The sequence below is a fragment of the Rhodovulum sp. HP10 genome, from assembly GCF_047553435.1.
GTDB lineage: Bacteria > Pseudomonadota > Alphaproteobacteria > Rhodobacterales > Rhodobacteraceae > Rhodovulum.
The window spans coordinates 1,599,296-1,611,351 of the sequence record NZ_CP180201.1 but is presented as its reverse complement, the minus strand read 5'-3'; the positions used below and the strand labels follow the sequence as shown (position 1 = coordinate 1,611,351).

Genomic DNA, 12,056 nt, shown 5'->3' with positions numbered 1-12,056 from the left:
CGGTGGTCGCAGTTTCGCCCGAACACTCCGGCCCCGCCCCGCACTGGGACCGCGCCCCCCGTGCCTGGCGGCTGACGGTGTTGCTGGCACTGGCGCTGGTGGCGATCTCTGCGGCAAGCCTTGCCGTCGGCGCCGCGGGCACCATGCCCTGGACGGTTCTGGCCGACATGGCGGCGGGGCGCGAGATCGCGCTGGCCGACCGGGTCGTTCTGTTCGAGATCCGCCTGCCGCGGCTTGCCATGGGCGCCCTGGTCGGCGCGGCGCTGGCGGTTTCGGGCGCGGTGATGCAGGGCCTGTTCCGCAACCCGCTGGCCGATCCGGCACTGGTCGGCATCAGCGCAGGCGCCGGACTGGGCGCGATCTCGGCTATCGTTCTGGGCGGGCTGCTGCCGGCGGCCATCGCGGGCGCTTTGGGCTATTACCTGGTGCCGCTGGCTGCTTTCGCAGGGGCCTGGGCGATGACGCTTCTGCTTTACGGGATCGCCACACGGCGCGGTCGGACGTCGATCGCGACCATGCTTCTGGGCGGCATCGCGCTCGGGGCGCTGGCCGGGGCGCTTTCGGGCATTCTGGTCTACATGGCCGATGACGCGCAGCTGCGCGACCTGACCTTCTGGCAGCTCGGCTCGCTTGCCGGGGCCACCTGGACCAAGCTTGCCGCAGCCGCGCCGCTGATGATCCTGGCGCTTGTCGCCGCGCCGATGCTGGGGCGGGGGCTGAACGGGCTGGCGCTGGGCGAGGCCGCCGCCGCGCATGTCGGCATCCCGGTGCAGCGGCTCAAGACAGTGGCGGTTCTGACCGTGGCGGGCGCCACCGGGGCCGCGGTCGCGGTCAGCGGTGGCATCGGCTTCGTCGGCATCGTCGTGCCGCATCTGCTGCGCCTCGCGACCGGGCCCGATCACCGCCCGCTGCTGGTCAATGCCGCCCTTCTGGGCGCGGCCTTGCTGATCGGTGCGGACATGATCGCCCGCAGCCTGATCGCGCCGGCCGAACTGCCCATCGGCATCGTCACCGCCATTCTCGGCGGGCCGGTCTTCCTGTGGATCCTGCTGCGTCGCCGCGGCCTGCTGGAGATCTGAGCGATGCTCGAGGCCACCGATATCACCGTCCGTCTGGGCCGCCGCGAGATCCTGAGCAGGGTCGATTTCCGCGCGCGGCCCGGACAGATCACCGCCATCGTCGGCCCGAACGGTTCGGGCAAGACGACCCTTCTGCGAGCACTCACCGGTGAACTCTCCCATGACGGGCGGATCCGGCTGAACCACCACGATCCCGCCTCCCTAAGGCCCTGGGTGCTCGCAGCCCTTCGGGGGGTGTTGCCACAGGCCACGCCGATGGCCTTTCCCTTCACCGCCGCCGAGGTGGTCCGGCTGGGCCTGATGGGCGGCATCGAGGCGGCCGAGCCCGATCTGGTGTCCAAGGCGCTGGCGCGGGTCGGTCTGGCGGGCTTCGAGCCGCGCTCCTATCAGGAACTGTCGGGCGGCGAGCAGCAGCGGGTGCAGCTGGCCCGGGTGCTGGCGCAGGTCTGGCATCCGACCGCCCATGGCCAGCCGCGCTGGCTGTTTCTCGACGAGCCGGTCTCGGCCCTCGATATCGGTCACCAGCTTCAGGTGATGAGGATCGTCCGCGACTTCGCCGACCGGGGCGGCGGCATCGTCACCGTCATGCATGATCTGAACCTCACCGCGATGTTCGCCGACAGCGTGGCGCTGATGGCGGGCGGCGGGCTGATGGCGCAGGGCGCGCCTGCCGAGGTGCTGTGCGACGATCTTCTCAGCCGGGCCTATCTGTGCCCGCTGCGCGTGAACGCGCTGCCTGCCGCCGGACCTTACCTTCTGCCTCAGGCCAGCGGTCCCATTGCTGCCGAATGATGCCCGAACGGCCCGAACGAGGCCTGAAATGGAGGCCTGAAATGACGGAGACCCTGCCATGGACCTGACCCACAAGACCGCCGCCATCGCCGAGTTTCTTGACAGGGGCGGCCCGGCGATCTGGGCCATCGCCGCGCTTTCGGTGCTGACGGTGGCGCTGATCCTGTGGAAGCTCTGGCGCCTTGCCTGGGCCGGTGCCTGGTCGCGGGCGGCGGCGGAACGCGCTGTCGCGGGCTGGCTCGAAGGCGATATCTGGCGCGCGCGCACCGCGCTGGACGGACGTTCGGGCCTGCGCGGCGTCGCTGTAAGGGCCGCGATCGAGGCCCGGCTCGACCCCGAGCTTGATGCAACCACCGCCCGCGAAGAGGTCGCCCGCGTCGCCACGGGCGCGCTGACCCGGGCGCGCTCCGGGCTGCGCGCGCTGGATCTGATCGCGACCATCGCCCCGCTGATCGGTCTTCTCGGCACCGTGCTGGGCATGATCGCGGCCTTCAAGACCCTGCAGGAAACCGGGGCGCGGGCCGATCCTTCGGCGCTGGCAGGCGGCATCTGGGAGGCGCTTCTGACCACCGCGGCGGGCATGGCTGTGGCGATCCCGGCTTCGGTTGCGCTGTCCTGGTTCGAAAGTGTCGCAGAATCTGCGCGGGTCGATATCGAGGATGCCGCGACCCGCGTCCTGACCCGGGGCGGGCCGGGCCGGACAGCGCTCCGGGCGGCTGCGGAATGAGCCTCGGGCTGCAACCCGCCGCGGCCCGGCGGCGACCCAGCCTGACGCCGATGGTCGATGTCGTGTTCCTGCTTCTGGTCTTCTTCATGCTGGCCGCGCGGATGGGCGCCGAGGTGGCACTGCCGGTCGCGGGCGGCGCGGGCGGCAGTGCCGAGTGGTCCGGCCCGCCCCGGCTGATCGACATCGGCCCCGAGACGCTGGCGCTGAACGGGGTCGAGACGCCGCTTGATGCCCTGGCCGGGGCGCTGGCACCGCTGGTCTCCGGGCCTTCCGATCCGGTTGTGTTGCGTCCGCGCGACGGCGCCGAGCTGCAGCGGGTGATCGAGGTGATCGAGACCCTGTCGGCCGCCGGCTACAGCCAGCCGATCCTGGTGGAGTAAGCTCATGCGTCTGGCCATGCCCGCCCCGCGCCCGGCCCGGGAAAGCGTCGTTCCGATGATCAACGTGGTGTTTCTGCTGCTGATCTTCTTTCTGATCGGCGCGCGGCTCGCGCCGCCAGAGCCGATCGAGATAGAGCCGCCCGAGGCCGTCTCCGACCGCCCGCCCGAGGCGGACGCGGCGCTTCTGGTCGCCGCTGACGGCATGCTTGCCTATGGCGATGCGCGGGACGAGGCCGTCTATGCCGCCCTGGCCGAGGTGCCGCGCGAGGGGCCGTTGGCCGTCCGGGCGGATCGTGCCGCCGAGGGCGCGGTCGTCGCGCGGGTGCTGGCCCGGCTTGCCGCCGAAGGGGTGTCCCCTGTCGAGCTGGTCGCGGCCGCACGCTGACATGCGGGGTGGGCTCGAAGTTCTGGCCTTCGGCGGTCTGGCGCTCGTGCTGCATCTGGCGCTCTGGCCCGGGGATGAGGCGCCCGGGATCAGCGCCGCGGGCAGCGGCGGCGAGGATCTCGCCACGCTGGCCGCGGCGACGGCCGCCATTGCCCGCCAGGTTTCGGAATGGGACAGCCCGCCCGCGCCGCCCCAAGCCCTGCCCGCGCCCGAGGCGCCGCCGCCGCCCGAAGCCCCGCCCGAGCTTCTGCCCCCAGAGCTTGTGCCAGAGTTGACGGCCCCGGCGCCGCGCCGTCCCGATCTGCCGCGCCTCGCCGCCCTGACCGCGCCCGAGCCGCCGCCGCCCGAACACCAACCCGACCCCGATCCGAAACCCGAGGTGCATCAGGCCCGGGCCGATACGCCCCGCCCGGCCGAGCGTCCCGATGCGAAACCCGCGCCGAAGCCCCAGCCCGCGACGCAGCAGGCGGTCCGCGCCGCGGCGTCGCAAAGCTCCGAGGCGCAGCAGGCGCAAAAGGCGGCCGGGGCCGGGGGCGCGGCGCGGGGGAGGGCCGGCGAGGCCACCGTCGCCACCCGCGATCCGGGCCGCGTCGCCACGCTGATGGCAGAATGGGGGGCCGCGATCCGGGCTCGCATCCAGCGCCGGGTGCCCGAGGGCGCGGGACGGGGCAAGGCGCTGGTCGAACTGACGGTCTCGGCCCGGGGCGCGCTGGTTTCGGTGCGGGTGGTGCGTTCTTCCGGCAATGCCCGGCTTGACGGGCTGGCGCTGGCGGCGGTGCGTCAGGCCGGCCGTTTCCCGGCCGCGCCGGCCGGGCTTGGCGACGCCGCCCGCAGCTTCAGCCTCGAGGTCCGCTCGCGCTGAGCGGGGGCTATGCTCAGCCCCAGGGCCCGCGCGGCGCGCGACGGATCGGGCGGGGCGCGGTCGGGGGGCTCATGGCGGGTGCGGCGTGCCCGGCCATCCGTTGCAGCGCCGCGACCCGGTTCGCGGTATTCGGATGGGTCGAGAACAGCTTGTCGCGGCCTCCGCCATGCAGCGGGTTGATGATGAACATATGCGCCGTAGCCGGGTTGCGCTCGGCCGCGACATTGTCGATCCGCGCGGCCAGGGCCTCGATCTTGGTCAGCGCCGAGGCCAGCCAGAGCGGCCGGCAGCAGATCTCGGCCCCGATCCGGTCGGCCTCGTATTCGCGGCTGCGGCTGATCGCCATCTGGATCAGCGCTGCGGCCATCGGCGCCAGCAGGGCCATGGCGATGGTGGCGATGATGCCGCCGCCGCCCTCGCGCCGTCCGCCGAAGAAGAAGGCGAAATTCGCCAGCATCGAGATCGCCCCCGCGAAGGTGGCGGTGACGGTCATGATCAGCGTGTCACGGTTCCGGATATGGGCCAGCTCATGGGCCATCACGCCCGCGACCTCCTCGCGCGACAGCCGGGCCAGCAGGCCCGTGGTGGCGGCCACCGCCGCATTCTCGGGGCTGCGCCCGGTGGCGAAGGCGTTCGGCTGGTCGCTGTCGATCAGATAGACCTTGGGCACCGGCATGCCCGCCCCGCGCGCAAGCCCGGTCACGATCTGCTGAAGCTCGGCCCCGTCCGCTCCGGTCGCGGGCCGGGCGTTGTTCATCCTCAAGACCATGGCGTCCGAGTTCCACCAGGTCAGAAGGTTCATCGCGGCCGCGACAGCAAGGGCGATCATCGCACCCGTGCTGCCCGCGAGCATCGCGCCGAGGCCCATGAAGACGGCGGTCAGAGCCGCCATCAGAAGTGCCGTCCGGAAATATCCCATCTTGGTCATGCCATATGTCGTGGTGATCTGTCGCCGATATAGGAAGCGCCTGCGCCGCTGCAAGCGCCGGGGCCGGTGCGGGGCTTGTCAAAAAGTTGACAAGATTTTCTTTTCCCGCGTCACTCATTTCACAATTCTTTCCGGGTTTCAGCGATGGGGCGTTCATTTTTTACAGGATTTGGTAAACAAGCACAGGATGAGGAGGCGGGTGGCCATTCCCCGCCAGGGGCTTGACCGTGAGGAGGACAGAGTATGACCGAGATGACGAAACCCGGCGAGGCTGCGGCGGCGATGCATGCGCCGGATCCGGATTTTGTCTCCGGGGCGCATATCGATTCGGCGAAATACGAGGCGATGTACCGTGACTCCGTCGAGAATCCCGAGGGGTTCTGGGGCGGGCACGGGAAGCGTCTGGACTGGATCAAGCCCTATACGGAGGTGAAGAACACGAACTTCCGGATGGGCGAGGTCGAGATCCACTGGTTCCGGGACGGGACGCTGAACGTGGCCTCGAACTGCATCGACCGCCATCTGAAGACCCGGGGCGATCAGGATGCGATCATCTTCGTGCCCGACGAGCCCGACGCGCCGGTCCGGCACATCACCTATCGCGAGCTGCACGAGAAGGTGAACCGGATGGCCAATGTCCTGCTGAGCCAGGGCGTGATGCGGGGCGACCGCGTGGTCATCTATATGCCGATGATCCCCGAAGCGGCCTATGCGATGCTGGCCTGCGCCCGGATCGGGGCGATCCATTCGGTGGTTTTCGCGGGCTTCTCGGCCGATGGTCTCGCGAACCGGATCAACGATTGCGGCGCCAAGGTCGTCATCACCGCAGATACCGCCCCCCGGGGCGGGCGCAAGACCGCGCTGAAGTCGAATACCGATGCGGCCCTTCTGCACTGCTCGGACAAGGTGCGCTGCATGGTCGTCAAGCATACCGGCGACCAGACCACCTGGATTCCGGGGCGGGATGTGGACGTTCTCGAGTTGATGGAGCATGCCAGCCCCGACTGCCCGCCGCGCGAGCTGGCCGCGGAGCATCCGCTCTTCATCCTCTACACCTCGGGCTCGACCGGCAAGCCCAAGGGCGTGGTGCATTCCTCGGGCGGCTATCTCGCCTATGCCGCGATGACCCATGAATACACCTTCGACTATCACGAGGGCGACGTGTTCTGGTGCACCGCCGATGTCGGCTGGGTCACCGGCCACAGCTACATCGTCTATGGCCCGCTCGCCAATGGCGCGACCACCGTCATGTTCGAGGGCGTGCCGACCTATCCCGATGCGGGCCGGTTCTGGCAGATCTGCCAGGACCTGAAGGTCAACCAGTTCTACACCGCCCCCACCGTGATCCGGGCGCTGATGGGCCAGGGCACCGAGTGGGTCGAGAAATACGATCTCTCGAGCCTCAAGGTGCTGGGCTCGGTCGGCGAGCCGATCAACCCCGAGGCCTGGGAATGGTACAACACCCATATCGGCCAGGGCCGCTGCCCGATCGTCGACACCTGGTGGCAGACCGAGACCGGCGGCCATCTGCTGACGCCGCTGCCCGGCGCCACCCCGACCAAGCCTGGCTCGGCGACCCGGCCCTTCTTCGGGGTGCAGCCGGTGGTGCTGGAACCGGAATCGGGCCGCGAGATCGACAGCACCGAGGCCGAGGGCGTGCTCTGCCTCAAGGACAGCTGGCCCGGGCAGATGCGCACGATCTGGGGCGATCACGACCGCTTTCAGGAGACCTATTTCAGCCATTACAAGGGCTATTACTTCTCGGGCGACGGCTGCAGGCGCGATGCCGACGGCTATTACTGGGTCACCGGCCGGGTCGATGACGTGATCAACGTCTCGGGCCACCGGATGGGCACGGCCGAGGTGGAATCGGCGCTGGTGGCGCATCAGGCGGTGGCCGAGGCCGCGGTGGTGGGCTATCCGCATGAGCTGAAGGGCCAGGGCATCTACGCCTATGTGACGCTGATGAACGGGATCGAGGCGACCGACGCGCTCCGCAAGGAGCTCGAGAAATGGGTCCGCACCGAGATCGGCCCGATCGCCAAGCCCGACATCATCCAATGGGCCCCGGGCCTTCCCAAGACCCGCTCGGGCAAGATCATGCGCCGCATCCTCAGGAAGATCGCCGAGAACGATTTCGGCTCCCTCGGCGACATCTCGACCCTCGCCGACCCTTCCGTCGTCGAGGAGCTCATCGATAACAGGATGAACCGGGGCTGACCCGCGGTCAGGGGCGCGCGCGTCACGCCGCGCCCCACCAAGCATCACGTTTCCGGCCGCCCGCATCGGGAGGTGGGCTGCCGGACCTTTCAAACCGACATTAAGGGAGGAACCCAATGTCCGGACAGGACTCTGCCTATTGGCGCGCCAATGTGCGCATCATTCTCGTCTGCCTGGTGATCTGGGCGGTCTCATCCTTCGGTCTGGGCATCGTGCTCCGGCCGGCGCTGGAAGGTATCATGATCGGCGGCGCCGATCTGGGCTTCTGGTTCGCCCAGCAAGGCTCGATCTACGTCTTTCTGGTGCTGATCTTCGTCTATGCCTGGCTGATGAACGGGCTGGATCGCAAATACGGCGTGGATGAGTAAGGGAGCCCGGACCAGATGGATCAGTTTACCCTCAACCTCATTTTCGTCGGCCTCACCTTCGCCATCTATATCGGCATCGCGATCTGGGCGCGGGCGGGCTCGACCGCGGAATTCTATGCTGCGGGACGGGGCGTTCACCCGGTCCTGAACGGGATGGCGACCGGGGCCGACTGGATGTCGGCGGCCTCGTTCATCTCGATGGCCGGGATCATCGCGCTGGCGCCCGGTGGCGGCTATACCCAGTCGGCCTTCCTGATGGGCTGGACCGGCGGCTATGTGCTGCTGGCGCTGCTGCTGGCGCCCTATCTGCGCAAGTTCGGCAAGTTCACCGTGCCGGAATTCATCGGCGACCGCTTCTATTCCGGCGGCGCGCGGCTGCTGGCCGTGGTCTGCCTGATCGTGATCTCGATCACCTATGTCATCGGACAGATGCGCGGCGTCGGCGTGACCTTCGGGCGCTTCCTCGAGGTCTCCACCGATACCGGGCTTTACATCGGCGCGGCCATCGTCTTCGCCTATGCGGTGTTCGGCGGCATGAAGGGCATCACCTATACCCAGGTGGCGCAATATGTGGTGCTGATCATTGCCTATACCATTCCGGCGATCTTCATCTCGCTGGCGCTGACCGGGTCCTTCCTGCCCCAGCTCGGGCTGATCGGCTCTTACGCGCCGGGCGGGGGCGAGCAGGCCCTGCTTGCCAAGCTCGACGAGGTGGTCACCGAGCTCGGCTTCACCGCCTATACCGCCGACACCCCGAACATGCTGAACATGTTCCTCTTCACCATGTCGCTGATGATCGGCACCGCGGGCCTGCCGCATGTCATCATCCGCTTCTTCACCGTGCCGAAAGTGGCCGATGCGCGCACCTCGGCGGGCTGGGCGCTGGTCTTCATCGCGCTGCTTTACACCGTGGCCCCGGCCGTGGGCTCGATGGCGCGGCTGAACCTGACCACCACGATGTGGCCCAATGCGGTCACCGGCAATGCGCTGGACGGTGATGCGGTCAGCCTCGAGGCGATCCAGACCGATCCCAGGCTGAACTGGGTGAAGACCTGGGAACAGACCGGTCTGCTGCATATGGAAGACCTGAACGGCGACGGTCGGATCCAGTATTACAACGACAAGAACCCCGAGATGCAGGCACTGGCGGCCGAGCGCGGCTGGCAGGGCAACGAGGTCATCAGGATCGACAACGACATCATGGTGCTGGCCAATCCCGAGATCGCTGCGCTGCCCTCTTGGGTGATCGCGCTGGTGGCCGCGGGCGCGGTGGCGGCGGCGCTGTCGACCGCGGCAGGGCTGCTCCTCGCGATTTCCTCGGCGATCTCGCATGACCTTATCAAGGGGGCGATCAATCCGAAGATCTCGGAGAAGGGCGAATTGCTGGCCGCCCGGATCTCGATGACCGGCGCGATCCTGATCGCCACCTGGCTTGGCCTCAACCCGCCCGGCTTTGCCGCGCAGGTGGTGGCGCTGGCCTTCGGTCTGGCCGCGGCGACGATCTTCCCGGTGCTGATGATGGGGATCTTCTCCAAGCGCGTGAACAAGGAAGGCGCCATCGCGGGGATGCTTGTCGGGCTGGTCTTCACCGCCATCTACATCTTCCTCTACAAGGGCTGGTTCTTCATCCCCGGGACCGCCACCTTCGCGGATGTCCCCGAGAACTACCTGTTCGGCATCTCGCCGCTCTCGATTGGCGCGGTTGGCGCGGCGCTGAACTTCGCGGTCGCCTTCGGGGTCTCGGCCGTGACCCGGACGCCGCCGCGCGAGGTGGTGGAGCTGGTCGAAAGCATCCGCGTGCCGCGCGGGGCCGGTGCTGCGACCGATCACTGACGGCAAAGGACAGGGGCGGGTTTCCGCCCCCGTCCGCCTTTCCCGCCGAGCCGTGTATTGACGGCGAGGGATTCCTTTTAGGTAGTTTGAACGACCCCGCTGCCCGTGCAGGAGCAGAGCCATGCCCGACCCCGAGGCCGATATCCTGGCCAGCCTGACCCGCTATGCGCCCTTCGACATGGTGCCCGCGGCGACGCTGGAGGCGCTGGGTCCCAGCCTGACCCGGATCGCGGCCGAGGCCGGGCAGACCCTGTCCTACGAGGGCGAGCGGCTCGAGGCGCTGCTGGTGATCGAAAGCGGCAGTGTCGAGATCGAGACCGATGGCTCGGGCCCGCTTGCGCTGCGTGGCCCGGGCGATGTGATCGGCGAGCGCGGGCTGTTGCGGCTGGGGCGGGCGACGCTGACCGCGCGGGTGGCCGGGGATGCGGTGCTGATCCGGCTGCCGAAAGAGCGGTTCTACGATCTCATCGACGAGGTCCCGGCCTTTGCCGCATGGTTTCAGCGTGCCTCTCCGGCGCGGCCCGCCGGCAGCGGTGCCGATGCGGCCGGGCTGACCGCGCTGAAAGTGTCGGATCTGATGACGAAGGGGCCGGTGACCTGCCCGGTCGGGGGCACGGTCCGCGACGTGGCGCGGCTGATGCGCGACAAGGGGATCTCGTCGGTGATCCTGATGGAGGACGAGACGCCCGCGGGCATCGTCACCGTGCGCGACCTGGCCCACAAGGTGCTGGCCGAAGGGCTGGACGGCGCCACGCCCGTGGTCCGGGTGATGACCTCGGATCTCATCACCATCGCGCCCGAGGCGCTGGGGCTCGATGCGCTGATGCGGCTGGCCGATCACAATATCAGCCATCTGCCGGTGGCCGAGGGCGGGCGCATCGTCGGGCTGATCGGGCGCACCGATCTGTTCCGCCAGCAGGCGGCGACGGCCAGCCACATGATCGCCGAGATTGTCGATGCGGACAGCGCGGCCGAGATGGCCCGCGTCGTGGCGCAGGTGCCGAGCCTTCTCGCGCAGCTCGTCAGCGCCGGGGCAGGGGCCAGCGCCATCACCCGCCGGATCACCGACATCACCGATGCCATCACAAGGCGCCTTCTGGTCCTGGCCGAGGCCGAACTGGGCCCGCCGCCGGTGCCCTATCTGTGGCTGGCCTGCGGCAGCCAGGGCCGGCGCGAGCAGACCGGGCAGAGCGATCAGGACAATTGCCTGATCCTCGACGATGGGCTCGCACCCGGGCAGGATACCTATTTCCAGGCGCTGGCGGCCTTCGTCTCGGACGGGTTGCACGCCTGCGGCTTCGTCTATTGCCCGGGCGACATGATGGCGACCAACCCGCGTTGGCGTCAGCCGCGCCGGGTCTGGCGCGACTATTTCGCGGGCTGGATCGCCCAGCCAGACAATCAGGCGCAGATGCTGGCCTCGGTGATGTTCGACCTGCGTCCGATCCATGGCGAGACCGCGCTGTTTCGCGATCTGCAGGCCGAGACCCTGGCCATGGCCCGCAGGAATTCCATCTTCGTCGCGCATATGGTGTCGAACTCGCTGAAACACACGCCGCCTTTGGGGCTTTTGCGCGGCTTTGCCCTGATCCGCTCGGGCGAGCACAAGGACATGGTCGATCTGAAACTCTCGGGCGTCGTGCCGGTGGTCGATCTGGGCCGGGTCTATGCGTTGAGGGGCGAGCTGATGGCGGTCAATACCCGCGAGCGGCTCGAGGCGGCGCGCGAGGCGGGCGTGATCTCGAAGGCGGGCGCGCATGATCTGATCGACGCCTATGACTTCATCGCCGAGACCCGGCTGAGGCATCAGGCGGCGCAGATCCGGGCAGGCGAGAGGCCCGACAATTTCATGCCGCCAGCGCAACTGTCCGAGCTGGAACGCAACCACCTGCGCGACGCGTTCATGGTGATCAAGACAATGCAGTCCTCGGCCGGGCAGGGCCGGGGCGTGATGGGGTAGGCCATGTATATCGAACTGATCGCGATCATCGTTGCCGGGATCGGCACGGGCGGGCTTGTGCTGGTGGTGAACCGGCTGACCGGCCGCCGCCTGCCGCGCTTTGCGGTGCCGCTGGCGGCGGCGCTGGCGATGTTCGCCTATGCGCTCTGGTCGGAATACACCTGGGGCACGCGGACCGTGGCCAGCCTGCCCGAGGGCGTGGTCGAGGTCACCCATATCGATCAGTCCATTGCCTGGAAGCCCTGGACGCTGCTTGCCCCGGTCACCACGCGGGTGATGGCCGCCAATCTGGTCGGGGCGCAGTCCCGGCCCGACGCGCCCGAGGTCCGGCTGGTCGAGCTTTACCTGCTGGCGCGCTGGCATGCCGCGCGCACGGTCATGGTGCTGATCGACTGTGCCGCGCCCGCCCGGGCCGAGGTCAGCGATGCCACGCTGACCGATCCCTCGGTGGCCGACTGGCAGCCGCTCGGCCCCCACGATCCGCTGCTGCGGGCGATCTGCGTGCCGCAGGATTAGGAGCGG

The 12,056-nt window shown here is 68.8% G+C and carries 12 protein-coding genes; 11 read left to right on the top strand and 1 reads right to left on the bottom strand.

Features of this window, described 5'->3' with window-relative positions; genetic code table 11:
- Positions 1–2 precede the first annotated feature (2 nt).
- The 6 genes from ACK8CO_RS07405 to ACK8CO_RS07380 are packed head-to-tail and all read left to right on the top strand — an operon-like array spanning position 3 to position 4,225.
- Positions 3–1,079, top strand: coding sequence for a FecCD family ABC transporter permease (locus ACK8CO_RS07405; RefSeq protein ID WP_080615093.1), 1,077 nt, complete (start codon positions 3–5; stop codon positions 1,077–1,079).
- A gap of 3 nt (positions 1,080–1,082) precedes the next feature.
- Positions 1,083–1,871 (top strand): heme ABC transporter ATP-binding protein, encoded by a 789-nt coding sequence (locus ACK8CO_RS07400; RefSeq protein WP_414898694.1) that lies wholly within the window; start codon positions 1,083–1,085, stop codon positions 1,869–1,871.
- 58 nt (positions 1,872–1,929) lie between these two features.
- The gene (locus tag ACK8CO_RS07395; protein WP_080615095.1) at positions 1,930–2,598 is read left to right on the top strand and encodes a MotA/TolQ/ExbB proton channel family protein; all 669 of its coding nucleotides are present in this window, start codon (positions 1,930–1,932) and stop codon (positions 2,596–2,598) included.
- Positions 2,595–2,978 (top strand): ExbD/TolR family protein, encoded by a 384-nt coding sequence (locus ACK8CO_RS07390; RefSeq protein ID WP_080615096.1) that lies wholly within the window; start codon positions 2,595–2,597, stop codon positions 2,976–2,978. The genes ACK8CO_RS07395 and ACK8CO_RS07390 overlap by 4 nt, the downstream gene beginning before the upstream one ends.
- A 4-nt stretch (positions 2,979–2,982) precedes the next feature.
- Positions 2,983–3,363, top strand: a complete 381-nt coding sequence (locus ACK8CO_RS07385; RefSeq protein WP_080615097.1) for an ExbD/TolR family protein — start codon at positions 2,983–2,985, stop codon at positions 3,361–3,363.
- Between the two features lies 1 nt (position 3,364).
- A complete protein-coding gene (locus ACK8CO_RS07380; RefSeq protein ID WP_414898693.1) occupies positions 3,365–4,225 on the top strand; it encodes an energy transducer TonB in 861 nt (286 codons plus the stop codon).
- Between the two features lie 13 nt (positions 4,226–4,238).
- On the opposite strand, the gene htpX is transcribed toward ACK8CO_RS07380, so the two are convergent.
- Positions 4,239–5,144 (bottom strand): zinc metalloprotease HtpX, encoded by a 906-nt coding sequence (htpX, locus tag ACK8CO_RS07375; protein WP_414898997.1) that lies wholly within the window; start codon positions 5,142–5,144, stop codon positions 4,239–4,241.
- A 291-nt stretch (positions 5,145–5,435) separates the two neighbouring features.
- Between htpX and acs the strand changes: the two genes are divergently transcribed.
- The 5 genes from acs to ACK8CO_RS07350 all read left to right on the top strand — a co-directional run bounded on the left by acs (position 5,436) and on the right by ACK8CO_RS07350 (position 12,050).
- Positions 5,436–7,373 (top strand): acetate--CoA ligase, encoded by a 1,938-nt coding sequence (acs, locus tag ACK8CO_RS07370; protein WP_414898996.1) that lies wholly within the window; start codon positions 5,436–5,438, stop codon positions 7,371–7,373.
- A 116-nt stretch (positions 7,374–7,489) separates the two neighbouring features.
- The gene (locus ACK8CO_RS07365) at positions 7,490–7,741 is read left to right on the top strand and encodes a DUF4212 domain-containing protein (RefSeq protein WP_080615099.1); all 252 of its coding nucleotides are present in this window, start codon (positions 7,490–7,492) and stop codon (positions 7,739–7,741) included.
- Positions 7,742–7,756: 15 nt separating this feature from the next.
- Complete coding sequence (locus ACK8CO_RS07360) at positions 7,757–9,574, top strand: sodium:solute symporter family protein (RefSeq protein WP_080615100.1); 1,818 nt, start codon at positions 7,757–7,759, stop codon at positions 9,572–9,574.
- A gap of 121 nt (positions 9,575–9,695) precedes the next feature.
- Positions 9,696–11,534, top strand: coding sequence for a DUF294 nucleotidyltransferase-like domain-containing protein (locus tag ACK8CO_RS07355; RefSeq protein WP_414898692.1), 1,839 nt, complete (start codon positions 9,696–9,698; stop codon positions 11,532–11,534).
- A 3-nt stretch (positions 11,535–11,537) separates the two neighbouring features.
- Positions 11,538–12,050, top strand: coding sequence for a hypothetical protein (locus ACK8CO_RS07350; RefSeq protein ID WP_414898691.1), 513 nt, complete (start codon positions 11,538–11,540; stop codon positions 12,048–12,050).
- Positions 12,051–12,056 lie beyond the last annotated feature (6 nt).

Excerpts from the sequence above, each read along its gene's own strand:
- ACK8CO_RS07395 (WP_080615095.1), top strand. The coding sequence starts at position 1,930 with ATGGACCTGACCCACAAGACCGCCGCCATCGCCGAGTTTCTTGACAGG.
- ACK8CO_RS07365 (WP_080615099.1), top strand. The coding sequence starts at position 7,490 with ATGTCCGGACAGGACTCTGCCTATTGGCGCGCCAATGTGCGCATCATT.
- ACK8CO_RS07385 (WP_080615097.1), top strand. The coding sequence starts at position 2,983 with ATGCGTCTGGCCATGCCCGCCCCGCGCCCGGCCCGGGAAAGCGTCGTT.
- htpX (WP_414898997.1), bottom strand. The coding sequence starts at position 5,144 with ATGGGATATTTCCGGACGGCACTTCTGATGGCGGCTCTGACCGCCGTC.
- ACK8CO_RS07355 (WP_414898692.1), top strand. The coding sequence starts at position 9,696 with ATGCCCGACCCCGAGGCCGATATCCTGGCCAGCCTGACCCGCTATGCG.
- ACK8CO_RS07380 (WP_414898693.1), top strand. The coding sequence starts at position 3,365 with ATGCGGGGTGGGCTCGAAGTTCTGGCCTTCGGCGGTCTGGCGCTCGTG.
- ACK8CO_RS07400 (WP_414898694.1), top strand. The coding sequence starts at position 1,083 with ATGCTCGAGGCCACCGATATCACCGTCCGTCTGGGCCGCCGCGAGATC.
- acs (WP_414898996.1), top strand. The coding sequence starts at position 5,436 with ATGCATGCGCCGGATCCGGATTTTGTCTCCGGGGCGCATATCGATTCG.
- ACK8CO_RS07390 (WP_080615096.1), top strand. The coding sequence starts at position 2,595 with ATGAGCCTCGGGCTGCAACCCGCCGCGGCCCGGCGGCGACCCAGCCTG.
- ACK8CO_RS07350 (WP_414898691.1), top strand. The coding sequence starts at position 11,538 with ATGTATATCGAACTGATCGCGATCATCGTTGCCGGGATCGGCACGGGC.
- ACK8CO_RS07360 (WP_080615100.1), top strand. The coding sequence starts at position 7,757 with ATGGATCAGTTTACCCTCAACCTCATTTTCGTCGGCCTCACCTTCGCC.